Annotated in this window: 24 protein-coding genes and 1 pseudogene; 18 read left to right on the top strand and 7 right to left on the bottom strand. The window is 70.7% G+C overall.

Annotated elements, in window-relative coordinates; genetic code table 11:
• Window positions 1–24: 24 nt before the first annotated feature.
• From ACWDEN_RS01030 to ACWDEN_RS01020, 3 genes are read left to right on the top strand one after another with little or no spacing between them, the layout of a single operon-like run.
• On the top strand, window positions 25–1,539 hold the full coding sequence (locus ACWDEN_RS01030) for a purine-cytosine permease family protein (RefSeq protein ID WP_351604091.1): 1,515 nt from the start codon (window positions 25–27) through the stop codon (window positions 1,537–1,539).
• Window positions 1,536–2,087 (top strand): cysteine hydrolase family protein, encoded by a 552-nt coding sequence (locus ACWDEN_RS01025; RefSeq protein WP_351604088.1) that lies wholly within the window; start codon window positions 1,536–1,538, stop codon window positions 2,085–2,087. Before ACWDEN_RS01030 ends, ACWDEN_RS01025 begins: the two co-directional genes overlap by 4 nt.
• Window positions 2,084–2,791 carry a GntR family transcriptional regulator gene (locus tag ACWDEN_RS01020; protein WP_351604086.1) on the top strand — a complete coding sequence of 236 codons (708 nt, stop codon included), beginning with the start codon at window positions 2,084–2,086 and terminating at the stop codon, window positions 2,789–2,791. The genes ACWDEN_RS01025 and ACWDEN_RS01020 overlap by 4 nt, the downstream gene beginning before the upstream one ends.
• 10 nt (window positions 2,792–2,801) lie before the next feature.
• Here ACWDEN_RS01020 and ACWDEN_RS01015 read toward each other — a convergent pair.
• Window positions 2,802–3,897: pseudogene (locus tag ACWDEN_RS01015) on the bottom strand (alpha-L-fucosidase).
• A gap of 219 nt (window positions 3,898–4,116) precedes the next feature.
• On the opposite strand from ACWDEN_RS01015, the gene ACWDEN_RS01010 reads away from it, so the two are divergent.
• Both ACWDEN_RS01010 and pqqB read left to right on the top strand, forming a co-directional pair.
• Window positions 4,117–4,515 carry an SseB family protein gene (locus ACWDEN_RS01010; RefSeq protein ID WP_351604084.1) on the top strand — a complete coding sequence of 133 codons (399 nt, stop codon included), beginning with the start codon at window positions 4,117–4,119 and terminating at the stop codon, window positions 4,513–4,515.
• A 163-nt stretch (window positions 4,516–4,678) separates the two neighbouring features.
• The gene (gene pqqB / locus ACWDEN_RS01005; protein WP_450856564.1) at window positions 4,679–5,569 is read left to right on the top strand and encodes a pyrroloquinoline quinone biosynthesis protein PqqB; all 891 of its coding nucleotides are present in this window, start codon (window positions 4,679–4,681) and stop codon (window positions 5,567–5,569) included.
• 17 nt (window positions 5,570–5,586) lie between these two features.
• On the opposite strand, the gene ACWDEN_RS01000 is transcribed toward pqqB, so the two are convergent.
• The 6 genes from ACWDEN_RS01000 to ACWDEN_RS00975 all read right to left on the bottom strand — a co-directional run bounded on the left by ACWDEN_RS01000 (window position 5,587) and on the right by ACWDEN_RS00975 (window position 10,871).
• Window positions 5,587–6,006, bottom strand: a complete 420-nt coding sequence (locus ACWDEN_RS01000; RefSeq protein ID WP_351604080.1) for a MarR family winged helix-turn-helix transcriptional regulator — start codon at window positions 6,004–6,006, stop codon at window positions 5,587–5,589.
• Window positions 6,007–6,094: 88 nt separating this feature from the next.
• The gene (locus tag ACWDEN_RS00995) at window positions 6,095–6,445 is read right to left on the bottom strand and encodes a VOC family protein (RefSeq protein ID WP_351604078.1); all 351 of its coding nucleotides are present in this window, start codon (window positions 6,443–6,445) and stop codon (window positions 6,095–6,097) included.
• A gap of 205 nt (window positions 6,446–6,650) precedes the next feature.
• Window positions 6,651–7,682, bottom strand: a complete 1,032-nt coding sequence (locus ACWDEN_RS00990) for a LacI family DNA-binding transcriptional regulator (RefSeq protein ID WP_351604076.1) — start codon at window positions 7,680–7,682, stop codon at window positions 6,651–6,653.
• Window positions 7,679–8,584: a carbohydrate ABC transporter permease gene (locus ACWDEN_RS00985; protein ID WP_450856561.1), complete on the bottom strand. Its 906-nt coding sequence runs from the start codon at window positions 8,582–8,584 to the stop codon at window positions 7,679–7,681. Before ACWDEN_RS00985 ends, ACWDEN_RS00990 begins: the two co-directional genes overlap by 4 nt.
• Entirely contained in the window at window positions 8,581–9,558 is a 978-nt protein-coding gene (locus ACWDEN_RS00980) for a carbohydrate ABC transporter permease (protein ID WP_450856559.1), read from the bottom strand. Before ACWDEN_RS00980 ends, ACWDEN_RS00985 begins: the two co-directional genes overlap by 4 nt.
• Window positions 9,555–10,871, bottom strand: a complete 1,317-nt coding sequence (locus tag ACWDEN_RS00975) for an ABC transporter substrate-binding protein (protein ID WP_450856557.1) — start codon at window positions 10,869–10,871, stop codon at window positions 9,555–9,557. The genes ACWDEN_RS00980 and ACWDEN_RS00975 overlap by 4 nt, the downstream gene beginning before the upstream one ends.
• Window positions 10,872–11,107: 236 nt before the next feature.
• Between ACWDEN_RS00975 and ACWDEN_RS00970 the strand changes: the two genes are divergently transcribed.
• The 13 genes from ACWDEN_RS00970 to ACWDEN_RS00910 all read left to right on the top strand — a co-directional run bounded on the left by ACWDEN_RS00970 (window position 11,108) and on the right by ACWDEN_RS00910 (window position 24,335).
• Window positions 11,108–13,129: a beta-galactosidase gene (locus ACWDEN_RS00970; RefSeq protein WP_450856555.1), complete on the top strand. Its 2,022-nt coding sequence runs from the start codon at window positions 11,108–11,110 to the stop codon at window positions 13,127–13,129.
• Between the two features lie 108 nt (window positions 13,130–13,237).
• Window positions 13,238–14,800, top strand: coding sequence for a glycosyl hydrolase 53 family protein (locus tag ACWDEN_RS00965; RefSeq protein ID WP_450856554.1), 1,563 nt, complete (start codon window positions 13,238–13,240; stop codon window positions 14,798–14,800).
• Window positions 14,801–14,989: 189 nt separating this feature from the next.
• Window positions 14,990–15,277: an ArsR family transcriptional regulator gene (locus ACWDEN_RS00960; RefSeq protein WP_351604064.1), complete on the top strand. Its 288-nt coding sequence runs from the start codon at window positions 14,990–14,992 to the stop codon at window positions 15,275–15,277.
• Between the two features lie 9 nt (window positions 15,278–15,286).
• Window positions 15,287–16,255 carry an SMP-30/gluconolactonase/LRE family protein gene (locus ACWDEN_RS00955; protein ID WP_351604062.1) on the top strand — a complete coding sequence of 323 codons (969 nt, stop codon included), beginning with the start codon at window positions 15,287–15,289 and terminating at the stop codon, window positions 16,253–16,255.
• A 67-nt stretch (window positions 16,256–16,322) separates the two neighbouring features.
• Complete coding sequence (crcB, locus tag ACWDEN_RS00950; protein WP_351604061.1) at window positions 16,323–16,784, top strand: fluoride efflux transporter CrcB; 462 nt, start codon at window positions 16,323–16,325, stop codon at window positions 16,782–16,784.
• Window positions 16,781–17,161 carry a DUF190 domain-containing protein gene (locus ACWDEN_RS00945; protein ID WP_351604059.1) on the top strand — a complete coding sequence of 127 codons (381 nt, stop codon included), beginning with the start codon at window positions 16,781–16,783 and terminating at the stop codon, window positions 17,159–17,161. The genes crcB (ACWDEN_RS00950) and ACWDEN_RS00945 overlap by 4 nt, the downstream gene beginning before the upstream one ends.
• Entirely contained in the window at window positions 17,158–17,532 is a 375-nt protein-coding gene (gene crcB / locus ACWDEN_RS00940) for a fluoride efflux transporter CrcB (RefSeq protein WP_351604058.1), read from the top strand. Before ACWDEN_RS00945 ends, crcB (ACWDEN_RS00940) begins: the two co-directional genes overlap by 4 nt.
• Window positions 17,533–17,607: 75 nt before the next feature.
• On the top strand, window positions 17,608–18,444 hold the full coding sequence (locus ACWDEN_RS00935) for an undecaprenyl-diphosphate phosphatase (protein WP_351604056.1): 837 nt from the start codon (window positions 17,608–17,610) through the stop codon (window positions 18,442–18,444).
• 117 nt (window positions 18,445–18,561) lie between these two features.
• The gene (locus tag ACWDEN_RS00930) at window positions 18,562–19,296 is read left to right on the top strand and encodes a FadR/GntR family transcriptional regulator (protein ID WP_351604054.1); all 735 of its coding nucleotides are present in this window, start codon (window positions 18,562–18,564) and stop codon (window positions 19,294–19,296) included.
• Entirely contained in the window at window positions 19,293–20,732 is a 1,440-nt protein-coding gene (locus tag ACWDEN_RS00925) for an amino acid permease (protein ID WP_351604052.1), read from the top strand. Before ACWDEN_RS00930 ends, ACWDEN_RS00925 begins: the two co-directional genes overlap by 4 nt.
• Window positions 20,733–20,773: 41 nt before the next feature.
• Complete coding sequence (locus ACWDEN_RS00920) at window positions 20,774–21,790, top strand: asparaginase (RefSeq protein WP_351604182.1); 1,017 nt, start codon at window positions 20,774–20,776, stop codon at window positions 21,788–21,790.
• Between the two features lie 129 nt (window positions 21,791–21,919).
• Window positions 21,920–23,332: an aspartate ammonia-lyase gene (gene aspA / locus ACWDEN_RS00915; RefSeq protein WP_351604050.1), complete on the top strand. Its 1,413-nt coding sequence runs from the start codon at window positions 21,920–21,922 to the stop codon at window positions 23,330–23,332.
• Window positions 23,333–23,396: 64 nt separating this feature from the next.
• The gene (locus tag ACWDEN_RS00910; RefSeq protein ID WP_351604048.1) at window positions 23,397–24,335 is read left to right on the top strand and encodes a glutaminase; all 939 of its coding nucleotides are present in this window, start codon (window positions 23,397–23,399) and stop codon (window positions 24,333–24,335) included.
• Window positions 24,336–24,360 lie beyond the last annotated feature (25 nt).

The raw sequence follows: 24,360 nt of genomic DNA, 5'->3' as shown, positions 1-24,360 counted from the left end.
ACAGGTAGGGCAGGTGGCTCGGCGATGACGCAAGCGCAGGACCCGCTCGGCAGCACCGACGGCAGACCCGCCGGCCGCCCGATCCAGGTGGAGACGCACGGACTCGACGTCATCGGGGACGCCGAGCGCAAGGGCACCCCGCGCACGCTCTTCTGGCCCTGGTTCGGCGCCAACGTCTCCGTCCTCGGCCTGAGCTACGGCGCCTTCGCGTTCGGCTTCGGGATCTCCTTCTGGCAGGCCCTCGCCGCCGGCGTGCTCGGCATCGTCGGCTCGTTCCTGCTGTGCGGGTTCATCGCGGTCGCCGGAAAGCGCGGCTCGGCGCCCACGATGGTGCTCAGCCGGGCGGCGTACGGAGTGCGCGGCAACCGCCTGCCCTCGGTGATCTCCTGGCTGCTCACCGTCGGCTGGGAGACCGTCCTCACCGCGCTCGCCACGATGGCCACCGCGACCGTCTTCGGCCGCCTCGGCTGGGGCGGCGGCACCGGGACCAAGGCCGTCGCCCTCGTGGTCGTGGCCGCACTGACCGTCGTCGGCGGAGTCATGGGCTTCGACCTGATCATGCGGCTGCAGACGGCGATCACCGTGATCACCGGCGTCCTCACCGTCGTCTACGTCGGTCTCGTCGCCGACCACATCCACTGGAGCACGGTCAGCGCCGTCCCGTCGGGTACCGCGCAGGAGTTCATCGGCGCGCTGGTGTTCATGATGACCGGCTTCGGCCTGGGCTGGGTGAACGCCGCCGCCGACTACTCCCGCTATCTGCCCCGGAGTTCGTCCAGCCGCTCAGTCATCGGCTGGACCACCTTCGGCGCCTCGGTGGCCCCGCTGCTCCTGCTGGTCTTCGGCCTGCTCCTGGCCGGTTCCTCGCCGGCGTTGAGCAAGGCCGTCGCGGCCGACCCGATCGGCGCGCTCACCACGATCCTGCCCACCTGGTTCCTGGTGCCGTTCGCCGTGGTCGCGGTCCTCGGCCTGGTCGGCGGCGCCGTCCTCGACATCTACTCCTCCGGTCTCGCCCTGCTCTCCGCCGGCCTGCCGGTGCCCCGCTACCTGGCCGCCTTCCTCGACGGCCTCCTGATGATCGCCGGCTCGGTGTACATCGTGTTCTTCGCCGGCGACTTCCTCGGCCAGTTCATGGGCTTCCTCACCACGCTCGGCGTCCCCATCGCCGCCTGGTGCGGCATCGTCCTCGCCGACCTCGCCCTGCGCCGCCGCGACTACGACGACGGCGACCTCTACCGCCCGCACGGCCGCTACGGGGACATCCCCCTGCCGCCCCTGCTCCTCACCCTCGCCGCCACGGCCGTCGGCTGGGGCCTGGTCACCAACACCGCGGCGAGCTGGCTCACCTGGCAGGGCTACCTTCTCGGCCCGTTCGGTCTCGGCGGCAAGACCGGGGCCTGGGCGTACGCCAACCTCGGCGTCCTGGTGGCGCTGGCGCTCGCCTTCCTCGGCCACCTGCTGACGGGCCGGGGCCGGGTCCGCGCGCAGGAGGCGCAGGCACCGAGCCCGGTGGCCGACGCGGGGGTGCTCCACCCATGACCGCCGGACACCTCGCCGTCATCGACATGCAGCGCGTCTTCGCCGACCCGGCGAGCCCCTGGGCCACCCCCCGCTACGCCGACGCGGTGGCGGGTGTGCGCAGCCTGCTGCCGGCCTTCGCCGACCGGGTCACCTTCACCCGCTTCCTGGCCCCAGGGAAACCGGCCGGGGCCTGGCGCGCCTACTACGAGGCCTGGCCCTTCGCCCTGCAGCCCCCGGACGCCGAACTCTGGCACCTGTCCGACGAGTTCGCCGGTCTGGCCGGCCATGTCATGGACGCCACCACCTTCGGCAAGTGGACCCCGGAGCTCGCCGCCCGCGTCGGCCCGGACGCCCGTCTGGTCCTGGCCGGTGTCAGCACCGAGTGCTGTGTGCTCTCCACCGCCCTGGCCGCCGCCGACGCCGGCATCGAGGTGCTGGTGGTCGCGGACGCCTGTGCGGGCGTGGACGACGACTCCCACCTCAAGGCCCTGCAGATCATGGAGCTGTACCGGCCGCTGGTCCGGGTCACCACCGTCGACGACCTCCTCGCCGAGGCCGGACCGTGACCGGCGTCCCGCTCAAGCACCAGCGGATCAGCCGGATCCTCGCCCGGGAGATCCGCGAGGGCACCCGCCGTGCCGGTGAGCGGCTGCCCGGCGAACACGCCCTCGCCGAGCGGTTCGGCGTCAGCCGTACGACCGTCCGCGCGGCCCTCGCCGAACTGTCCGAGGAGGGCCTGATCGCGACCCGCACGGGCAAGGGCTCGTACGTCGTCTTCGACGGCCGCCCGCCCGAGGACCGGCCTCGTTGGGCCCGCGCCCGCCCGGTGCGGCGCGTGGACACCACCGTGCGGACCCTCGCCGTACGCGAGACGCACGACGCGGCCCTGGCTGCCGAACTCGGCCTGGAGAAGGACGAGTTCGTGTGCGTGGAGCGGACCCGGGAGCTGGTCGCGGACGGCACGGTGGTGTCGTACGAGCGCAGCCTTCTGCCGCCGGTGCCCGGGATCCGCGAGCTGCCCTCCCGGGGCCTCGGCCGGGCCTCGCTCACCGAGGTGCTGCTGCGGGCCGGGCTGCGGCCGGACCACGGGGAGCAGCGGGTGTCCGGACGGCCGCTGGACGCCGGGGAGGCGGAGCTGCTCGGGCGCGCGCCGGGGGAGTGGTTCCTGGTGACGCGGTGGACCGGCCGGGCCGCCGACGGCTCCTTCGCCGAGTACGTCGTCACCCTGCTCGACACTGTCCACTTCGAGCTGACCCTCGCCTTCGGCTGACGCTCCCGCGTCAGGTGCGCCCCGTCCCCCGGTAGAGGTCCAGCTCCCCGTCGAGTTCCACGGCGAGCACCGTGGCGTACTCGTCCACGTCCCCCGCCGCCGGCGCGTCCAGCCAGGTCACCCCAGGCACCTCGTGCAGCCCGCCGGTGACCCGGTGGCCCAGCTCGGCGCCCGTCCCGTGCACGCTCACCCGGCGCACCCGGTTGCGCAGGCCCCGCACGGACACCGTCTCGCGCGGGACGTCGAAGCACACGAGGTACAGCGTCCGCCGGTCGGCCGACAGGGTGCTGGGGCCGTAGTGATGTCCCGGCGGCAGGCCGGCCACCGTGCCGTACACGGCGGTGCTGGAAACCCCAGGAGTCGTTGACGGTCAGGCACAACTCCCAGGCGCCGTCGGGTGCCTGGAGCGGCACGCCCTGCTCCGGGGTGGCGTAGTCGCCGTGGCTCAGCATGCGCGCGTTGAGGACCGTCTCCGGGTTGCCGGCCAGGATCCGCGCGGCCAGAGCCTGAAGGCCCCACTGCTCCTCGGTGCGCTCCCACTCGCCGTCGAACCACAGCAGATCCGGGCGGAACCGCTCCACCAGCTCCCCGACCTGACCGTCCCGGTAGGCGAGGAACCGCGCCCGGGCCGCCGGATCCTCCGCACCGGGCCGGGCGTGCGCGACGGGGTTCGGGGGATCCTCGTCCGGGTCGGGGTGCCGGGTGCTCGCGTAGTCGGGGTGGTTCCAGTCCGAGTGGGAGCAGTACAGGCCCACCCGCAGGCCGCGCCCGCGCAGCGCGTCGGCGTACCCGGCGATCAGGTCACGCCCCGCCGGCGTACGGCGCACCACGTTCAGGCCACCGTGGGCGCTGTCCCACAGGGCCACACCGTCGTGATGGCGCGCGGTGAGCACGGCGTACCGGGCTCCGGCACGGGTGAACAGGTCCGCCCAGGCACGCGGGTCGTAACGGGACGTGGTGAAGCCGTCCAGCTGCTTCATGTACCGCTCATGGGACACCTGCCCGGTGTAGAACGACCAGGACTCCGGGACGCCGTCCACCGCGTAGACACCCCAGTGGACGAAGATCCCCATCTTGGCGTCGCGGAACCATGGCTGCATCGGCATGCGGCCACGCTGGAGCCCGGGTGACCCGCGCGGGCGACGATGGCCCCTGCCGGTGGATTTTCACCGTCCCCGGCCACCACCGGGACCGGGCCACCACCGGATCTCCCGCCGATCCTCACGCATGTCCCGTGGCCCACCGGGTACGCGAGGCGGAGCACGCCCGGGCGCGGTTCCACCCCCCGGGTGGCCTGTACGACCGTCGCGACCTGGGGACATGCCATGGAGACACCCGCACAGAACGACCTGCCGACGCCGGCCCAGCAGGCGCTGGACGCGCTGGCCGTGAACGCCGAGGACCAGAGCGCGCTGGACGTCCTCGCCCACAGTGACGTGCTCGTCCCCGTGCCGGACGACGCGGTCGACGGGGAGGGCGCCGATGCCACCACCGTGGCCCTGCCCGTCCTGGAACAGCCCGGAGGCGATGCCGTCGTCCCCGTCTTCACCACGGAGGGCGAGATGGCCGGGCTCCTGCCCTTCGTCTCCCGTTACCGCCTCATCCCCCTCGGCGCCCTGGCCTCCCAGTGGCCCGACGAGGAGCTCTCCCTGGCGATAGACGGCAGCTCCACCCACGCCCTGACGCTCACTTCCCAGGGGGTGCGCACTCTGCTGGCCAGGTGAGGAAGCGCCCCGTCAGGGGCGCGGGGCCGTATCGACATGCGGCTCCGCCGCGCGCGTACGAGGACGGCTGGAACTGCCCCCTGCCGAGGGGTGGACACAGGCCTTCCGGAGGGGAAGATCCCCGGCGAGAGACAAAGCGCGGCGCGTGAAGGAGCCGATGGTCGTGAGGGTCGTCCTGCTCGGCACCGCCGCCGGTGGCGGCTTCCCGCAGTGGAACTGCGCCTGCTCCCTGTGTACGGCGGCGAGGGACGGCAAGCTGGCCTCCCGCACCCAGGAGTGCGCCGCGGTCACCGGCAACGGCCGCGACTGGTGGCTGCTGAACGCCTCGCCCGATCTGCGCACCCAGCTCTCCGCCACGCCGGCGCTGTGGCCCGGGCCCGGCCCCCGGGACACCCCGCTGCGTGGCGTCCTGCTCACCGACGCCGAGGCCGACCACGTCACCGGCCTGGCCGAGCTGCGCGGAGCGGCGGGACTGAAGGTCTACGCCGCCTCGCCGGTCCGCGCCGTGCTGGCTCCCGCCCGGGCCGCACTGGACCGTTACGCCCCCTGGGAGTGGGCGGACAGCCTGGCCGACGGCGGGTTCGTGCTGGCCGGCGGGCTGGTGGTCACGGCGCATCCGGTGGGCGCGAAGATCCCGAAATACGTGCCGGTGCAAGCGCCGGAGCCGGCCGGCCCGTGGGTGACGGCGTACCGCGTCGAGGATCTCGCCAGCGGGGGAGTGCTGGTGTACGCGCCCTGCGTGGGCGCCTGGAGTCCGGAGCTGGACGAGCTGTGTTCCGAGGCCGACTGCGTACTGCTGGACGGCACCTTCTACACGGCCGACGAGATGGGCACGACGGTACGGTCCGGGCCCCGCCAGGCCGCCATGGGACACCTCCCGGTCACCGGCCCGGACGGCACCCTCGCCGCCCTGGCCCGGCATCCCGCTGCACGCCGGATCTACACGCACCTCAACAACACGAACCCGCTGCTCGACCCGGAGTCACCGGCACGCGCGCGTGCCGCCGAGGAGGGCGTGGAGGTCCTGCCCGACGGGGCCGAGCTGGTGCTGTGAGGGTCCTGTCCGGTGCCCTAGTGGTCCTGACCGGTGCTCTGGCGCTCCTCGCCGGTCAGCATGCGCTCCAGCACGGCGCGCTGCAGTGGCAGCACCTCGGCGTGCAGCCCGCGGCCCCTGGGGGTGAGCGCCACCCACACCCCGCGCCGGTCCTCCGCGCACACCGAGCGCTCCACCAGCCCGTCCTTCTCCAGCCGGCCGATCAGCCGGGACAGCGCGCTCTGGCTGAGATGGACCCGGCCGACCAGGTTCTGCACCCGGCACTGGTCGCCCTGCGCGGGCGACTCGGTCGCCAGGATGTCCAGCACCTCGAAGTCGCTGGCGCCCAGCCCGTACGGATGCAGGGCCCGGTCGATCTCGCACATCGTGTGGGCGTGTACGGCGAGGATGTCTCGCCACCGTTCCTCGAGCCGGGCGTCGGCCGTCTTCACTGCCATACCCGCACCGTAGCACCGATCCGGCCAATCGTTGAGTGTGCAACTAGTGCGGGTGCAAGAAGGCGGTTCGTGCGAGTGGGGCCGGGTCTCAGGCGGCCGGGTCCTGGAGGAGGCCGATCATGTTGCCGTCGGCGTCCTTCACGGAGGCGATCAGCCGGCCGTTGCCGACGTCGCGCACGTCCTGGACCACCTCGGCGCCCGCCTCCAGCAGGGCCGCGAGCCGCTCGCGGAGATCGGTCACGTGCCAGAACGGCACCGGTCCGGTCAGCCCCTGGGCGTGCCCGTTCGGGTCGAGGCCGACGTCCTGCCCCTCGGCCTTGAAACCGACGTAGTAGGGCTGGTCCGCGTACGGCTCGACACCCAGCAGCGCGGTGAACAGGGCCTTGGCAGCGTCCTTGTCCTTGACGGGGTAGATGATCGTCTGCACGCCGGCGGTCATGGGAGTCTCCTTCTGAGGTGCGTGGCCCGACGGGTTTTCCGTCGGTGCACCTCACGCTAGGACCGGGGACCCCGCCCCGGCTTCTTCGATCCTGACCGGTTGCGGGCTCCCCGTGGGTCACTCGGTGTGCAGCACCTTCCCGGCCACAGCGGCGCCGCAGACGCCCGACGACGTTTCCTGGCACCCCGTGGAGCGCTCCGGCGGCTCACGCGGAAGCGCGCCGCACCAACTCCGTAGGAAGGATCACCGCCGCCGCGTCCTCCCCGCCGATCTGCGCGAGCAGCACCCGCACCATCTCGTTGCTGATCCGGTCCCACGGCTGACGGATCGTGGTGAGCTGAGGGGTCGCGGCCGTAGCCGCCGGCGAGTCGTCGAAGCCGCCGACAGCGATGTCATCCGGCACCCCCTTGCCCGCCCGGTGCAGCGCCGCCAGCACACCCTGCGCCATCAGGTCGGAGGCGACGAACACCGCGTCGATGTCCGGGGCCTGCGCCAGCAGCCGCTCCGCGCCCGCCTCGCCGCTCGCCCGGCTGTAGTCCCCGGAGACGATCAGGCGCTCGTCGGCCCCGATGCCGGCCTCGGCCAGCACCTCCCTGTACCCGGCGAGCCGCTCCACACCACCGGGGGTGTCCAGTGGACCGGTGACCACGCCGATCCGGCGCCGGCCCAGCGACAGCAGATGCCGGACCATGTCCCGGGCCCCGTCGCGGTCGTCCGCGGCCACGTAACTCACCTTGGAGCCCAGGCCGATCGGCTTGCCGCAGGCCACGAGCGGCACACCCGCCTCCCGCAGTTCCTCGGCGACCGGATCGCCGGAGTGACTGGACACCAGCAGCACCCCGTCGACGTGCCCGGCGGTGATGTACCGCGTGATGCGCCGCCGTTCGTCCTCGGTGCCCGCGATCATCAGCAGCAGCGGGATGTCGTGCGCGGCCAGCGCCTGGGTGCAGCCGCGCAGCAGGACGTTGAAGTTGGGGTCCTCGAAGAACCGCTCCTGCGGCTCGGTCAGCAGGAAGCCGACCGAGTCCGAGCGGCCGGTGATCAACGACCGGGCGTGCCGGTTCACGACGTACCCGGTCTTCCGGATGGCGGCGTTGACCGCCTCGGCCGCGGCGGGGCTGACGTAGTGCCCGCCGTTGAGCACACGCGAGACGGTGCCGCGCGAGACGCCTGCCTCGCGCGCCACGTCGTGGATCGTCGGCGGTTTGCGCCGGCCCGCCGAATTGCTCATGGTCATGACTTTACGGCTCCGGAGAGCAGGTCGAGGCTCCAGAACCGCTGAATCACCAGGAACAGCGCGATCAGCGGGAGCACCGCGAGGAACGCGCCCGTGATCACCAGCGTGTACAGCGCCGGGGTGTTGGAGCCCTGCTCCAGCAGCGTGTACAGGCCGAGGGTGAGCGGGAACTTCTCGTCGTCGCTGAGCATGATGTACGGCAGCAGGAAGTTGTTCCACACGGCCACGAACTGGAACAGGAAGACCGTGACCATGCCGGGGATCATCATCGGCAGCGCGATCCGGGTGAAGATCCGCCACTCGCTCGCCCCGTCCATCCGCCCGGCCTCCACCACATCGGCGGGGACGGCGGCGGACGCGTAGATCCGGGCCAGGTAGACGCCGTACGGGGAGAGGATCTGGGGCAGCAGTACGGACAGGTACGAGTCCGTGAGGTCCGCCTTCGCCAGCAGCAGATACTGCGGGATGGCGAGGATCACCGGCGGCATCAGGACGCCCGCGAGCAGCACGTTGAAGATCGTCTCCCGGCCCTTGAAGCGGTAGGTGGCGAGCGCGTAGCCGCTGAACGCCGAGACGGCCGTCGACACCAGGGCGCCGAGACCGGCGTACAGGGCGGAGTTGTCCATCCACTGCCAGTAGATGCCGTCCCGGTAGGCGCTCAGGTCCTTGATGTTCCGGGTGAACCCGGTGCCCGGCAGGAAGGTGAAGGTGGAGAACAGCTCGTGCCCGGACTTGGTGGAGGCGATCACCACCCAGGCCACCGGCAGCAGGGTGTAGATCGCGCCGATCAGCAGGGTGATCGTCGGGACCAGGGCGATCCGGCGCCGCAGCGGCGGGCCCTGCGCCGTACCGGGTGTGGTGCCGGCGGCCGGCGCGGCCTTGTGGACGGCGAGGGCACTCATCCTGCTGCCTCCTGCTTGGTACGGCGGTTCGCGGCCCGCAGGAACCCGAAGGACAGCACCAGGGTGGCAAGGGCGATCAGCGTCGCCTCGGCCGCCGCCGAGTAGATGTCATTGCGGTGGAAGGCGTCCTGGTACACCTTCATCAGCGGACTCCAGCTCAGGTTCACGGAGTTGGTCAGCGGATGGAGGGTCGTCGGCTCGTTGAACACCTGGAGCGTCGCGATGATCGAGAAGAAGAAGGTCAGCACCAGCGAGGGCGCCACCATCGGGATCTTGATCCTCAGCGCGATCTGCAGCGGGGTGGCCCCGTCCAGCCTGGCCGCCTCGTACACCTCGGCCGGGATCGACTGGAGCGAGGTGTAGATGACGATCATGTTGAAGCCGGTGCCGCCCCAGACCGCGATGTTCGACAGGGCGAGATAGAGCGGACCGCCGTCCAGCAGGTTCGGCTGCGGCAGGTGCAACTGCTGGAGGACGTAGGAGAAGGGGCTGACGGAGGGCAGGTAGAGGAAGCCCCACATCAGCGCGGCCACGACGCCTGGGACGGCGTACGGCAGGAAGATCGCGAGCCGGGTGAACGGGGCGAGCCGTACCTTGTCGGAGTCCAGCATCAGCGCGAACAGCAGCGCGAGACCGAGCATGACCGGGACGACGATGCAGCCGTAGCCGAGCACGCGCAGTGCGCCGTGCAGCAGTTCACCGTCGTGGAAGGCGTCGGTGTAGTTCTCGAAACCGGCCCACACCTCGTTCCGGGCCCCCGCCCCCAGGCCGAGGCCGGAGACGTGCACCTTGCGGAAGCTGAGCCAGAGCGCGTACCCGATGGGCAGGGCGAAGAAGAGGGCGAACAGGATCGCGGCGGGGAGAAGGAAAAAGTAGGGCGCGCGCAGCGCTCCTTTGAGGGCGGTGGTGGGAGACGGGTGGGTGTACGGGGCCCCCTTGACCCCGTACGACTTCCGGCTTGCGGTGCTGGTCACTGGGAAACCCCGAAGCCCTGCTTCTTCATGTCGGCGACCGTGGCGTCCTGCATGGTGTTCAGGGCGGCGACGAAGTCCGACTTGTTCTTGGCGGCGGCGCCGAACGCGTCGTTGAAGGTCGCGTAGGCGACGTTCACGTTCGGGCCCCACGCGGAGGGCGCCGTGGTCTTCGCGATGTCGGCGGCCTTCGTGTAGAAGTCGGCCTGGTTGGCGAAGAACGCCGGCGGGTCGGTGAAGGCGCCGCTGAGCTGGGCGGAGGTGGAGGCCGGGTAGATCCCGCCGTCCTTGGCCAGCGCGTTCAGGGCGTCGTGGTCGGTGTTCAGCCAGGCCGCGAACCTGGCGGCCGCCTCCTTGTGCGCGGAGTCGCTGGTGACGGCGGTGGAGGAGCCGCCCCAGCTGCCGGTCACGTCCTGGTTCTGGGACCACTGGGGGAGCGGGGCCATGGCCCACTTGCCCTTCGTGTCCGGCGCGGCCGTCGTCAGCGTGCCGGGCGCCCACACGGCGCTGACCCAGGCGATCTCCTGGCCCGTGTTCAGGGCCTTGTTCCAGGCCGGCTGGTACATCGGCTGGTTGTCGATGACACCTTCCTTGACCAGCCCGCCCCAGAACCGGGCGACCTTCTGGGTGGCCGCGTCGTTGATCGCGACCTTCCACTTGTCGCCGGAGGTGGTCCACCACTTGGCGCCGGCCTGCTGGGCGAGACCGGCGAAGAGGCCGGAGTCGTTGGCGGAGAAGGTGGTCAGGGACTTGTCCGGCGCCTTCTTCTTCAGGGTGCGGGCGACCTGGGCGAACTCGTCCCAGGTGGTGGGGACCTTCAGGCCGTACTTCTTGAACAGGTCCGTGCGGTAGTAGAACATCATCGGGCCGATGTCCTGCGGTACCGCGTAGACCGCGTCCGTGCCGAGCGTGGTCTGCTGCCACACGCCGTCGGCGAACTTGCCCTTCACGTCGCCGACTTCCTTGGAGATGTCGGCCAGCGCGCCATTGCTGACCAGCGTCGGCAGTGCCTGGTACTCGGCCTGCACCAGATCCGGGGCCTTCTTCGCCTTGTGCGCGGTGAGGATCTTGGTGACCAGCGTGTCGCCGGAGGCCTGCTTCTTCACCGTGACGGTGATCCGGTCCTTCTTCCCCGGCCCCTTGTTCCACAGGTCCACGACCTTGTCCATGCCGGGCGTCCAGGTCCAGTACGTCAACGAGACCGGACCGGACCCGGACTTGCTGTCGTCCCCGGAGCCGCAGGCGGCGAGGGTGGTCGCGCCGAGCGCGACGGCGAGGGCGGTTGTCACGAGGCGACGACGCTTCGTGTGCGGCATGGTTTCTCCCCTGACCTGGGTCCCCGCCCGCTGCGGGGACCTGCCATGCAGATGTGCACGTTCACATGACCTGGGTGCTCATTTCTGGAGGGACCCTGCCATGCTTCTGTGAGCGTTCACAGTAGAGAAACATCCTGGACACTTGTCAATGGTTGTTGCTGTGCGGTTATGTTGGGAAAGCACCGCCGCTGTTGTGTGTGCACGTTCCCAAATGATCGATCCAACGGGAGACACTCATGCCGGACACCAGCCCCAGGGGCCTCACCAGGCTCGCCTTCGGTGGGGACTACAACCCCGAGCAGTGGCCGGAAAGCGTCTGGCAGGAGGACGTCCGGCTGATGCGGGAGGCCGGCGTGACGATGGTGAGCGTCGGGATCTTCTCCTGGGCCCTGCTGGAGCCCTCACCGGGGGAGTACGACTTCGGCTGGCTGGACCGGGTCCTGGACCTGCTGCACGAGCACGGCATCCGCGTCGACCTCGGCACGCCCACCGTGGCACCGCCCGCCTGGTTCTACCGCGCGCACCCCGAGGCGCTGCCGGTCACGGCCGAGGGCCTGCGCTACGAGTTCGGCTCGCGCGGCGCGATCTGCCACAGCAGCACCGACTACCGCGCCGCCGCCGCGGCGATCACGACCAGGCTCGCCGAGCGCTACGGCGACCACCCCGCGCTCGCTCTGTGGCACGTCCACAATGAGTACGGCGTCCCCGTCTCGGCCTGCTACTGCGACTCCTGCGCCGCCCACTTCCGCCGCTGGCTCGCCGAGACCTACGGCACCGTGGACGCGGTCAACGCGGCCTGGGGGACGGCATTCTGGGGCCAGCGCTACACGAGCTTCGAGCAGATCAACCCGCCACGGGCCACCCCTACCGTCGGCAACCCGGGCCAGGCCCTGGACTACAAGCGGTTCGCCGACGCCACGATCCGCGAGAACTTCCGCGCGGAACGCGACATCCTGCACCGCCTCTCACCGGGCGTCCCGGTCACCACCAACTTCATGACCGCCCTCAGCCAGTGCGACTCCATGGACTACTGGGCCTGGGGCCGCGAGGTCGACCTCGTCACCAACGACCACTACCTGATCACCGACGGCCGCCGCACCCACGTGAACCTCGCGATGGCGGCGGACCTCACCCGCTCGGTGGCCGCCGGCGACCCCTGGCTGCTCCTGGAGCACTCCACCTCGGGCGTCAACTGGCAGCCCCGCAACCCCGCCAAGGCCCCCGGCCAGATGGCCCGCAACTCGCTCGCCCATGTGGCCCGCGGCTCCGAGGGCGCCATGTTCTTCCAGTGGCGCCAGTCCCGGCACGGCGCCGAGAAGTTCCACTCGGCGATGCTCCCGCACGGCGGCACCGGGACTCGGGTGTGGCGCGAGGTGGTCGAACTCGGGGCCTCCATCGCGTCGTTGAGCACGATCCGCGGCACCCGCACCGAGGCCGACGTGGCCATGCTGTGGGACTGGCAGTCCTGGTGGGCGCAGAACCTCGCCTGGCGCCCCAGCGCGGACCACGACCCGCGCGAACGCGCCGACGCCTTCTACGAGGCCCTCTACGACCGCCACCTCACGGCCGACTTCGCCCACCCGGAAGCCGACTTGTCGGCCTATCCCCTTGTCGTCGTACCGGCTCTGTACCTGATGACGGAGGCGGCCGGGAACAACCTCACCGAGTACGTCGGCAACGGCGGCACGCTCGTGGTGTCGTACTTCTCCGGCATCGTCGACGAACACGACGCCGTGCACCCGGGCGCCCACCCGGGCGCGCTGCGCGACGTGCTCGGCCTGACCGTGGAGGAGTTCTCGCCGCTGCTGAAGGACGAGCGGGTGCGCCTGACCGGCCCCGAGGGCTCCGAGCTGAGCGGCGACGTCTGGACGGAGTTCGTCGTGCCGTGCGGCGCCGAGACCGTGTGGACCTACGCCGAGGGGCTCACCGCGGGCCGCCCGGCCGTCACCCGGCACCGGCACGGCCGGGGCACCGCCTGGTACGTCTCCACCCGCCTCGACGCCCAGGGCCTGGACGCACTCGTCGGCCGGGCGGCCGACGACGCCCGGATCGCCCCACGTGCCGACCTGCCCCGCGATGTCGAAGTGGTGCGCCGCAGCGGCGAGTCCGGGACCTACCTCTTCGCCATCAACCACACCGCCGGCGACACCAAGGTGCCGCTGGACACGCCCGGCACCGAGCTGCTGACGGGCGAACGCGCCGCGGGCCGCCTTCCGGTCCCGGCGGGGGCCGTCCGGGTCGTACGACTCGACGGCTGAGCCGGCTCCCCTCCGCCCGCGTGTGCCACGAGAGCCGTGGGCGGAGGGGTTCTCCTCCAGCCCCACCGGAGGACCCCCACCCCGTTCACGTCGAAGGGACGACGGACGATGAAGTTCCATCCCGGACGCACCACCAGGGCCCTGCTGCTGCCGCTCACGGCCGGGCTCGCCCTCGCCTTCCTGCCCGCCCAGACCGCGCAGGCCGCGAGCACCCTCACCAACGGCGGCTTCGAGTCCGACGGCACCGGCACGGCCACCCCCACCGGCTGGTCCGAGTACGGCGACACCGGCGCCTCGTACACCGAGGCGGGCGGCCACAGCGGCGGTTACCGGCTCACCCAGTACTCGTCCTCGGCCTACAAGGTGGAGACGTACCAGTACCTGTCGGGGCTGACCGACGGCAGTTACACGTTGACCGCGTGGGTCCGCTCGAGCGGTGGGCAGAACGCCGCGTACATGGCGCTCAAGAATTGCGGGAGTCCGGAGCAGCGTACCGATCTGCCCGTCTCGTCCAGTGGGTGGATCCGTATCGTCACGCCGATCAAGGTGACGAACAACCAGTGCACCATCAGCATCAACAGTGACGCGAACGCCGGCAACTGGATCAACGTTGACGATCTGACCTTCACGTCCGGTACCACCGGCACGTCCATCCACGGCGCCGACATCTCCTCCCTCGCCAAGAGCGAGGCCAAGGGCGGCATCTACAGGACCGCGTCCGGCACCACCGGCGACGCGCTCGCCATCCTGGCGTCGTACGGCATGAACTACGCCCGCCTGAAGGTCTGGGTGAACCCGGCCGACGGCTTCAACGACAAGACGCACGTCCTCGCCATGGCCAAGCGCATCAAGGCGCAGGGCATGAAGCTCCTGGTCGACTTCCACTACTCGGACACCTGGGCCGACCCCGGCGCCCAGACCAAGCCGGCCGCATGGACGGGCCACACATACAGTCACCTCAAGACGGACGTGTACAACCACACATACGACGTGTTGAACGCCTTGAAGGCTCAAGGCACCACCGCCGACATGGTCCAGATCGGCAATGAGATCAACGGCGGCATCCTGTGGTCCGAGGGATCCACGTCCAACTGGAGCCGGCTCGCCGGTCTGCTCAACTCGGGCTACGACGCGGCCAAGGCGGTCAGCTCCTCCACGGTCGTCGCATTGCACCTGGCCAAGGGCGGGGACAGGGCCGGCACCGAGACGTTCTTCGACAACGCGGTCGCGGGCGGCGTGAAGTTCGACGCGATCGGCCTGTCGTACTACGGCTACTGGCACGGTCCGCTCTCCGACTTCCAGACCACCCTGGACGACGCGGCCGCCCGCTACGGCAAGCCCGTCTTCGTCGCCGAGACCGCGTACCCCTTCACGCTGGCCGAGGGCGACTCGCTGGAGAACCAGATCGACACCGCCGCCAAGCTGGTCTCCGGCTACCCGGCGACGGTGGCCGGCCAGACCAAGTGGATGAACGACGTGGCGAGCATCGTGGAGGCCGTCCCGAACCACCGCGGCCTCGGTGTCTTCTACTGGGAGGCCACTTGGACCGCCGTCACCGGCAACGGCTGGGACCCGACCGACGCCACCTCCGGCAACGGCTGGGAGAACCAGGCCCTGTTCGGCTACGACGACAAGGCGCTGTCCTCAATGACGTGGTTCAGCCACCGCTGAACCACCGGTGACGGGCCCGGCCGCAAGGGGCGGCCGGGTCCGCGCCCATTTTCCAGGGTCATATGCACCCGCCTCGGTCGTACGGCCGTTCGGTACCGGACAACGACCGCCGAGTCCCGGACGCGACGGAGTCGGCCGGGCCACAGTGGGAACACTGCGTACGAGGAGGCCGGGGACGGAGGCGGACGGATGATGGGAACCCCCTCGGGCCGGATGCGGCAGACGATTCTGGAATGGCTCAAGGATCCGGCGACCCACTTCCCGGCGCCCCGCCGCCGCGACCTCGCCGAGACGGGAGTCACCGCGCGCGCCGTGGCCGCCAAGCTGGGCGTGCCCCGCCGGACCGCCCTCGCCCACCTGGACTTCCTCACCCGGCTCGGCCTGCTGCGCACCCGCCGCAGCTGTTGGGGCACCTGCTACCGGCGTGACGAGATCCGCATCGCGGAGGTCGCCCGGGTCTTCGAGAAGGGGTGGTGAGCCGAGCCCATGGACCGGCCTGCGGCACTGATCCCGCTCCACCACGTCGCCCTGGGCGCCCGCGGCCCCGAGGACGTCGTGGTGGACGGTCACGGCAGCGTGCTCACCGGAGTGGAGGACGGCCGGATCCTGCGCGTCCACGACGTCGGCGACCCGCGCACGGCCCGTGTGGAGGTGCTGGCCGAGACCGGCGGTCGTCCGCTGGGACTCGAACCGCTGCCGGACGGCGGCCTGCTGGTGTGCGACGCGGAACGCGGCCTGCTGCGCGTCGATCCCGCCGAAGGCGCCGCCGGCACCGTCCGCGTGCTCGCGGACTCGGTGGCGGGGGAGCGGCTCCGCTTCTGCAGCAACGTCGTCGCCCTGCCGGACGGCACCGTGTACTTCACCGTCTCCAGCCGCCGTTACCCTCTGGAGCACTGGATCGGCGACATCGTCGAACACACCGGCACCGGACGGCTGCTGCGCCTTCCGCCCGAGGGCGGCGAACCCGAAGTCCTGCTGGACGGGCTGCAGTTCGCCAACGGCCTGGCGGCCGGAGCCGACGGCTCCTTCCTGGTGATCGCCGAGACCGGAGCCTGCCGCCTCACCCGCTACCACCTCACCGGCCCGCGCACCGGGCACACCGACCTCTTCGCCACACTGCCCGGCATGCCGGACAACCTCTGGCGCGAGGGACCCGACGGCCCGCTCTGGGTGGCGCTCGCCAGCCCCCGCGTCCCACCGCTGCACCTCCTGCACCGCGCCCCGCCCGCCGTGCGCGGCGCCGCCGCCCGGGCCGCCGTACACGCGCCGTACCGCCCGAGCGCGACGATCGGGGCGGTGGCCCTCGACGACACCGGACGGACCGTCCGGCACCTCGCCCGCCGCCGCTCCCGCTTCCGCATGGTCACCAGCGTCTGCGCGAGCGGGGACCACCTCGTCCTCGGCAGCCTGTGGGAGCCCGGCGTCGCGGTCTGCGCGCGGACCGCGGCCCGCTGACACGGCGGTACGCTGGTGCCCGGCCGTGATCACCCGTCGGGGCAGGCCGAACAGGAGACGCAACCGCATGACAGCCCCGGAAGCCGAGAGCCTCCGTGTCCGCCCCACCCCACGGCGGCGGTCCGAGTGGCGTACCCAGATGCCCGTCGTCGCGGTGGTCGCCCTCGGCGGCGCCCTCGGCGCGTGCGCCCGCTACGGCCTCGCCCTGGCCTGGCCCACGCCACCCGGCGGATTCCCCTGGGCGACCTTCCTCACCAACGTCATCGGCTGCGCGGTCATCGGTGTCTTCATGGTGCTCATCACCGACGTGTGGGCCGCCCACCGCCTCGTACGCCCCTTCTTCGGCACCGGCGTGCTCGGCGGCTTCACCACCTTCTCCACCTACGCCGTCGACATCCGCAGGCTGGTCGACGCGGGCCGCCCGGGCCTCGGGCTCGTCTATCTCGCCGCGACGCTGTGCGCGGCCCTCGCCGCGGTGTGGCTGGCCTCGGTCGCCGCCCGCCGGGTGCTGATCGGGAGGAAGCGATGACGTCACTCACCGGCCGGGCTCTCAGGCTGACCGTCTACATCGGCGAGGACGACACCTGGCACCACAAGCCCCTCTACTCCGAGATCGTGCACCGCGCGCACGCGGCCGGACTCGCCGGGGCGAGCGTCTTCCGGGGCATCGAGGGCTTCGGCGCCTCCTCCCGCATCCACACCTCCCGCCTGCTGTCCCTGAGCGAGGACCTGCCCGTGGCGGTCGTCGTCGTGGACACCGAGGAGCGGGTGCGGGCGTTCCTGCCGCAACTCGACGAACTCGTCGACGAGGGGCTCGTCACCCTGGAGGAGTGCGAGGTCGTCCGGTACGTGGGACGCACAGGCGGCCCGGCCGGCACGGATCCGAAGGGTAAGAAGTCGTTGTGAACTGGCTGCTCGTCATCGCGGGGGCCGTGATCGGCGCGCCGCTGCGCTATCTCACCGACCGTGCCGTGCAGGCCCGTCACGACTCGGTCTTCCCCTGGGGCACCTTCGTGGTGAACGTCACCGGCTCCCTGATCCTAGGGCTGCTCACGGGCGCCTTCTCCGCCGGGGCGGCCGGGCCCCATCTGCAGCTGCTGGCCGGCACCGGATTCTGCGGGGCGCTGACGACGTACTCGACCTTCTCCTACGAGACCCTGCGGCTGACCGAAGCGGGCTCCGGCCTCTACGCTGCCGCCAACGTCGTGGCGAGCGTGGTGGCGGGGCTCGCCGCCGCCTTCGCCGGTGTCTCGCTCGCCGCCGCCGTGTGGGCCTAGGCGTTCACAAGAGCGCCAGGTGCAACAAGTACTGTCTACAACAATGTCGACCAACTCTCCTCAGAACTGGATCCCATGAGCGCCATCTCCGTCGGTCAGGCCGTCGTCCTCGGAGTAGTCGAGGGGGTGACCGAGTTCCTCCCGGTGTCCTCCACCGGTCACCTGAAGATCACCGAGGGGCTCATGAGCATCCCCGTCGACGACAAGTCCGTCGTCGGCTTCTCCGCCGTCATCCAGGTCGGCGCCATCGCCGCCGTGCTCGTGTACTTCTTCAAGGACATCAAGCGGATCGTCTCCGCCTGGTTCCGCGGTCTGACCAACCGCGAGGAGCGCTACCACCACGACTACAAGTTCGCCTGGTGGGTGATCGCCGCCACCATCCCGATTGTCCTGGTGGGTCTGGCGGCCAAGCCGCTGATCGACGGCGCGCTCGGCTCCCTCTGGGTGGTCGCCGGCTCCCTGATCGTCGGCTCCGCCGTGATGTGGTGCGCGGACCAGATGGGCCGGCACAAGCGCGGTGAGGACGACACGTCGTTCAAGGACGCGATGTGGGTCGGCTGCTCGCAGATCCTGGCCCTGCTCTTCCCCGGCTTCTCCCGCTCCGGCGCCACCATGTCCACCGCGCTCATCCTGGACCTGGACCGCGTCGCCGCCACGCGCCTGTCCTTCTTCCTCGGCATCCCGGCCCTGACCGGCGCCGGTATCTACGAGCTGAAGGACGCCCTCGGCGCGGGCGTCGGCGCCGCCCCGCTGGCCGTCGGCACCATCGTGTCGTTCGTGGTCGCCTACGCCTCCATCGCCTGGCTGCTGAAGTTCGTCGCCAAGCACTCCTTCAACGCCTTCGTGATCTACCGGATCGTCATCGGCGTGGGCCTGCTCGGCCTGCTCGCCACGGGCACGCTCAGCGCCTGACCGAACCCTCCTGATCACCCACGGGGTGCGGATGCCTGCATACAGGCGCCGCACCCCGTGAATGTTTCCTTACGGGACGCCTTGACAGCCCTGCCACGCAACCCGCAGGATCGCTCCGTGAACCTGTCAGACAGCCAGACAGGTGGCTCGGGTCCGCGGCGCATCAGCGCCATGGAAGCGGTCCTGGCCCACCTCCGCGACGCCATCGAACGCGGTGAGTACGCCATCGGCGACAAGCTCCCCTCCGAGGCCGAGCTGTGCCGCACCCTCGAGGTGTCCCGGCCCGTGCTGCGCGAGGCGCTGCGCGCGCTGCAGACGATGGGCCTCACGGTCTCCCGGACCGGCAAGGGCACCTTCGTCGTCGCGAACGCCGTCGAAGACCCCACGTTCGGCGACTACGCGGCCAGCGACCTGCTCGAGGTGCGCCGGCACATCGAGATCCCGGTCGCCGGATACGCGGCCGTGCGCCGCACCCCGGAGAACCTGGACCATCTGGCCCACCTGCTCGACCGCATGGAGCGGGAGACGGACACCACGGCCTGGGTCGCGATGGACACCCTCTTCCACCTCGCGATCGCCGAGGCCGCCCAGAACCCGGTCTTCCGCCGGGTCATCGAGGAGATCCGCGACGCACTGGCGCGTCAGTCGGCCTTCCTCAACGAACTGGGCGGCCGCCGCGAGCAGTCCAACCGCGAGCACCGCGCCATCGTCGAGGCGCTGATCGACGGTTCCGAACACGACGCCGTCCAGGCCATGAGCCACCACCTGGACCGCGTCGAGACGACCCTCACCGACATCGTGCGTCCCCAGCGGACGGACGACCTCCCCACGGAAGGCGGACCCGAGGCGTGAGCGAGCAGCACCTCAAAGACGAGACGCGCCCCTCGTCCGGCCATGTCGACGCCGGAGACGCCGGCTACAGCAAAGGCCTGAAGCACCGGCACGTCAACATGATCGCCATCGGCGGAGCCATCGGCACCGGCCTCTTCCTCGGCGCCGGCGGAAGGCTCGCCGACGCCGGGCCGTCCCTGTTCATCGCCTACGCCGTCTGCGGCGTCTTCGCCTTCCTGGTCGTACGCGCCCTCGGCGAACTCGTCCTGTACCGCCCGTCCTCCGGCGCCTTCGTGTCGTACGCGAGGGAGTTCCTGGGCGAGAAGGGTGCCTACACCGCGGGCTGGATGTACTTCCTGAACTGGGCGACCACCGGCATCGCCGACATCACCGCGGTCGCCACCTACACCCACTACTGGGGCATGTTCTCGGACATCCCTCAATGGTTGATCGCATTGATCGCCCTTGCGGTCGTCCTGACCGTCAACCTGATCTCGGTCAAGATATTCGGCGAACTGGAGTTCTGGTTCGCGATCGTCAAGGTCAGCGCGCTCGTGGTCTTCATGTGCATCGGCATCTTCCTGCTGGTCACCCGGCACCCGGTCGACGGCCACCACCCCGGCCCGTCCCTGATCACCGACAACGGCGGCGTCTTCCCCAACGGCCTGCTGCCGATGCTGCTGATCATCCAGGGTGTCGTCTTCGCCTACGCCTCCGTCGAGTTGGTCGGCGTGGCCGCCGGTGAGACCGAGAACCCCGAGAAGATCATGCCGAAGGCGATCAACTCGATCATGTGGCGTGTGGGCCTGTTCTACGTCGGTTCCGTCGTCCTGCTGTCCATGCTGATGCCCTGGAACACGTACAGCGCCGCCGAGAGCCCCTTCGTGACGGTCCTGTCGCACATCGGCATCCCCGCGGCCGGCGACGTGATGAACCTGGTCGTGCTCACGGCCGCCATGTCCTCGCTGAACTCCGGCCTGTACTCCACCGGCCGCATCCTGCGCTCCATGGCCATGAGCGGCTCGGCCCCGAAGTTCACCGCGCGGATGAGCCGCAGCCAGGTCCCGTACGGCGGAATCCTGCTCACCAGCGGTATCTGTGTCCTCGGCGTGGGCCTCAACTACGTCGTCCCCGCCGACGCGTTCGAGATCGTCCTCAACTTCGCCGCGATCGGCATCCTCGCGACCTGGGGCATGATCATGCTCTGTCACCTGCTGTTCTGGCAGAAGACCCGGAAGGGCGAGCTGACCCGGCCGTCGTACCGGCTGCCGGGCTCCCCCTGGACCGAAGTCGTGACGCTGGCGTTCCTCGCCTCCGTCCTGGTCCTCATGTACGCCGACGGCGGCGCCGGACGCACCACCGTGCTCTGTCTGCCGCTGATCGTCGCAGCGCTGGTCGCGGGCTGGTACGCCATCCGCGCCCGCATATCCCGCACGTCCACCGGCGCCGACGCGTGACCCGCGTACCGGCCGACCCCGACCCGTCGATGCAGGCAGTGATGTACAGCAGTTCCCCCGCCGACGCACCCGTCGTCCGCGAACCCCTCCATGCCCCCGTCGCCCACCTCGTCCGCGGCGGAGTCGTCGAGGGCATCCACTACGGCTCCGTCGTCGTCCTCGGCGCCGACGGCAAGGCGGACTTCCAACTCGGCGACATCGAGGCCGCCTTCTACCCGCGCTCGGCCGTCAAGCCCCTCCAGGCCGTGGCCATGCTGCGGGCCGGGCTGCCGCTCGACGGCGCACTGCTGTCGCTGGCCGCCGCGAGCCACTCCGGCGAGGAGCGGCACCTCGCCGGCACCCGGCGCATCCTCGAACTCGCCGGGCTCACCGAGGACCACCTGCGCAACGTCCCCGACATGCCGTTCGACCCGGTCGTCCGGGACGCCTGGGTGCGCGAGGGCCGCATGCCCTCCCGCCTCGCCCAGAACTGCTCCGGCAAGCACGCCGCCATGCTGTGGACCGCACAGCTCAACGGCTGGTCCCTGGAGGACTACCTCGACCCGCGGCACCCGCTCCAGCAGGCGATCCAGGAGATCGTCGAGGACCTGACCGGCCAGCGGGTCGCCCGGGTCACTGTGGACGGCTGCGGCGCGCCGCTGTTCTCCATCTCCCTGCACGGCCTCGCCCGCGCCCTGTCCCGGATCACCTCGGCCGCCCCCGGCACGCCCGAGGCCCGGGTCGCCGACGCGATGCGCTCACACGCCGAGATGGCCTCCGGCTCGGGGCGCGATGTCGCCGCGCTGATGCGGGCCGTGCCCGGATTGCTGGCCAAGGACGGCTTCGAGGGCGTGCAGGTCGCTGCCCTGCCTGATGGCCGGGCCATCGCGGTGAAGATCGCCGACGGGGCGAATCGGGCGCGGATTCCGGTTGCGGCCGCGGCGCTCGCCCGTGCGGGCGTGGACCCCGAGTTGCTGACCGAGTTCGCCGGAGAGCCGTTGCTCGGGGGTGGGGAGCCGGTGGGTTGTGTGCGTGCGGTGCGTGCGCTCGATCCGGTTCCGTTCACTGCCTGCGCGTAGTTCGCCGCATACCAATGGGGACTGCGGGTCGTCGCCGGGCTGCCGGCCATCTGTGGTTGATCGCGCAGTTCCCCGCGCCCTTTACGGGGCGCTCTCACCTCCGTACCTCAGAAAGAGGACCGTACCCTCATGACCGCCGCCACCACGCGCAGTGAGCACGACCTGCTCGGCGACCGTGACGTACCCGCCGACGCCTACTGGGGTGTGCACACCCTGCGCGCGACGGAGAACTTCCCCATCACCGGCACCCCGATCTCCGCCTACCCGCATCTGATCGACGCCCTGGCCGCCGTCAAGGAGGCCGCCGCTCTCGCCAACGAGGAACTGGGCCTGCTGGCGCCGGAGAAGGCGCGCGCGATCGTCGCCGCCTGCCAGGAGATCCGGGCGGGCAAGCTGCACGACCAGTTCGTCGTGGACGTCATCCAGGGCGGCGCCGGCACGTCCACCAACATGAACGCCAACGAGGTCGTGGCCAACCGGGCGCTGGAGCTGCTCGGTCACGCCAAGGGCGAGTACATGTATCTGCACCCCAACGAGGACGTCAACCTCGGTCAGTCGACCAACGACGTCTACCCGACCGCCGTCAGGACAGCGACGGTGTTCGCGGTCCATGGACTGCTCAGGGCGATGGCCGTACTGCAGGACGCCTTCGCCCGCAAGGCCGTCGAGTTCCGTGACGTGCTCAAGATGGGCCGTACACAGTTGCAGGACGCAGTGCCGATGACGCTCGGTCAAGAATTCTCCGCGTTCGCCGTCATGATCGAGGAGGACCGCAGCCGTCTTGCCGAGGCCGTCGAGTTGATCCATGAGATCAACCTCGGTGCCACGGCGATCGGTACGGGCCTCAACGCCCCGGCCGGGTACGCGGAGGCCGCCCGCCGGCACCTGTCCGCGATCACCGGGCTGCCGCTGGTCACCGCCGCCAACCTGGTCGAGGCCACCCAGGACTGCGGTGCCTTCGTGCAGATGTCCGGAGTGCTGAAGCGGATCGCGGTCAAGCTCTCCAAGAGCTGCAACGACCTGCGGCTGCTGTCCTCCGGGCCCCGCGCCGGCCTCGGTGAGATCAACCTGCCGCCGGTGCAGGCCGGATCGTCCATCATGCCGGGCAAGGTGAACCCGGTGATCCCCGAGGTGGTCAACCAGGTCGCCTTCGAGGTGATCGGCAACGACGTCGCCGTCACCATGGCCGCCGAGGCCGGACAGCTCCAGCTCAACGCCTTCGAGCCGATCATCCTGCACTCCCTGTCGGAGTCCATCACGCACCTGCAGCGCGCCTGCCTCACCCTCGCCGAGCGCTGCGTGTCCGGCATCACCGCCAACACCGAGCGGCTGCGCGCCACCGTGGAGAACTCCATCGGCCTGGTCACCGCCCTCAACCCGCACATCGGCTACACCGCCGCCACCGACATCGCCAAGGAGGCTCTCGTCACCGGTCGGGGCGTGGCCGAACTGGTCCTGGAGAAGGGCCTGTTGCCGGCCGAGCGGCTTGCCGAGCTGCTGCGCCCCGAGGTCGTCGCAGGCAGCGGGGCACCTGCTGCCTGACCTGCGGTTACGGGCAGATGTCAACCAGTTCGCGAGTGGGCCCCAGGGCCGGTCCGGAGGCACAATGGTGATCATGACAACGACGTCGTCCCTCACCTTCCTGCCGGTCCTGGAGCGCATCGCCGAGGAGATCGAGCGCACGCCCGGCCGCGGCCGGGCCGCCGACTACATCCCGGCCCTCGCCGCCTGCGATCCCCGCAGCTTCGGCATGGCCGTCGCCGAGCTGGACGGCACGGTGTACGGGGTCGGGGACTGGCGCCGCCCCTTCTCCACGCAGTCCATCACCAAGGTCTTCACGCTCGCTCTGGACCTGGCCCGCGAGGGCGACGAACTCTGGGAGCACGTGGGCCGCGAGCCGTCCGGCAACCCGTTCAACTCCCTGGTCCAGCTGGAGTACGAGAACGGCATCCCGCGGAATCCTTTCATCAACGCGGGCGCCCTCGTCGTCACCGACCGGCTGCAGACCCGCACCGGAGACGCGGCCGGTGAGCTGCTGGCCTTTCTGCGCGCCGAGAGCGGCAACCCCGAACTCGACTTCGACAAGGAGGTCGCCGCCTCCGAGACCACGCACGGCGACCGCAACGCCGCACTCGCCCACTTCATGGCGTCCTACGGCAACATCGACAACGACATTCCCGTCCTGCTCGACCAGTACTTCCGGCAGTGCTCCATCGCCGCGTCCTGTGCCGACCTGGCCCTCGCCACTGGCTTCCTCGCGCGGCACGGCATCCGCGCCGACGGCAGCCGGCTGCTCACCCGCAGCCAGGCCAAGCAGGTCAACGCGGTGATGCTGACCTGCGGGACGTACGACGCGGCCGGGGACTTCGCCTACCGCGTGGGGCTGCCCGGCAAGAGCGGCGTCGGCGGCGGGATCATCGCGGTCGTGCCGGGCCGGTGCACCCTGTGCGTGTGGAGCCCGGGCCTGGACGAGCGCGGCAACTCGGTGGCGGGGGTGGCGGCCCTGGACCGCTTCACGACGCTCACCGGGCTGTCGGTGTTCTGACGGCACCCGCAGCCGACGCGCCCCA

It is taken from the genome of Streptomyces sp. NPDC001153 (genome assembly GCF_053598315.1).
Note: the sequence above shows the minus strand (reverse complement) of the source record. Positions and strands in the feature narration are given on the sequence as shown.

Excerpts from the sequence above, each read along its gene's own strand:
- ACWDEN_RS01000 (WP_351604080.1), bottom strand. The coding sequence starts at position 6,006 with ATGGCAGTGAAGACGGCCGACGCCCGGCTCGAGGAACGGTGGCGAGAC.
- ACWDEN_RS00960 (WP_351604064.1), top strand. The coding sequence starts at position 14,990 with ATGATGGGAACCCCCTCGGGCCGGATGCGGCAGACGATTCTGGAATGG.
- ACWDEN_RS00920 (WP_351604182.1), top strand. The coding sequence starts at position 20,774 with ATGTACAGCAGTTCCCCCGCCGACGCACCCGTCGTCCGCGAACCCCTC.
- ACWDEN_RS01025 (WP_351604088.1), top strand. The coding sequence starts at position 1,536 with ATGACCGCCGGACACCTCGCCGTCATCGACATGCAGCGCGTCTTCGCC.
- ACWDEN_RS01010 (WP_351604084.1), top strand. The coding sequence starts at position 4,117 with ATGGAGACACCCGCACAGAACGACCTGCCGACGCCGGCCCAGCAGGCG.
- ACWDEN_RS00970 (WP_450856555.1), top strand. The coding sequence starts at position 11,108 with ATGCCGGACACCAGCCCCAGGGGCCTCACCAGGCTCGCCTTCGGTGGG.
- crcB (WP_351604061.1), top strand. The coding sequence starts at position 16,323 with ATGACAGCCCCGGAAGCCGAGAGCCTCCGTGTCCGCCCCACCCCACGG.
- ACWDEN_RS00910 (WP_351604048.1), top strand. The coding sequence starts at position 23,397 with ATGGTGATCATGACAACGACGTCGTCCCTCACCTTCCTGCCGGTCCTG.
- ACWDEN_RS00990 (WP_351604076.1), bottom strand. The coding sequence starts at position 7,682 with ATGACCATGAGCAATTCGGCGGGCCGGCGCAAACCGCCGACGATCCAC.
- ACWDEN_RS00935 (WP_351604056.1), top strand. The coding sequence starts at position 17,608 with ATGAGCGCCATCTCCGTCGGTCAGGCCGTCGTCCTCGGAGTAGTCGAG.
- ACWDEN_RS00985 (WP_450856561.1), bottom strand. The coding sequence starts at position 8,584 with ATGAGTGCCCTCGCCGTCCACAAGGCCGCGCCGGCCGCCGGCACCACA.
- aspA (WP_351604050.1), top strand. The coding sequence starts at position 21,920 with ATGACCGCCGCCACCACGCGCAGTGAGCACGACCTGCTCGGCGACCGT.
- ACWDEN_RS00975 (WP_450856557.1), bottom strand. The coding sequence starts at position 10,871 with ATGCCGCACACGAAGCGTCGTCGCCTCGTGACAACCGCCCTCGCCGTC.
- ACWDEN_RS00945 (WP_351604059.1), top strand. The coding sequence starts at position 16,781 with ATGACGTCACTCACCGGCCGGGCTCTCAGGCTGACCGTCTACATCGGC.
- ACWDEN_RS01030 (WP_351604091.1), top strand. The coding sequence starts at position 25 with ATGACGCAAGCGCAGGACCCGCTCGGCAGCACCGACGGCAGACCCGCC.
- ACWDEN_RS00965 (WP_450856554.1), top strand. The coding sequence starts at position 13,238 with ATGAAGTTCCATCCCGGACGCACCACCAGGGCCCTGCTGCTGCCGCTC.
- ACWDEN_RS00955 (WP_351604062.1), top strand. The coding sequence starts at position 15,287 with ATGGACCGGCCTGCGGCACTGATCCCGCTCCACCACGTCGCCCTGGGC.
- ACWDEN_RS00995 (WP_351604078.1), bottom strand. The coding sequence starts at position 6,445 with ATGACCGCCGGCGTGCAGACGATCATCTACCCCGTCAAGGACAAGGAC.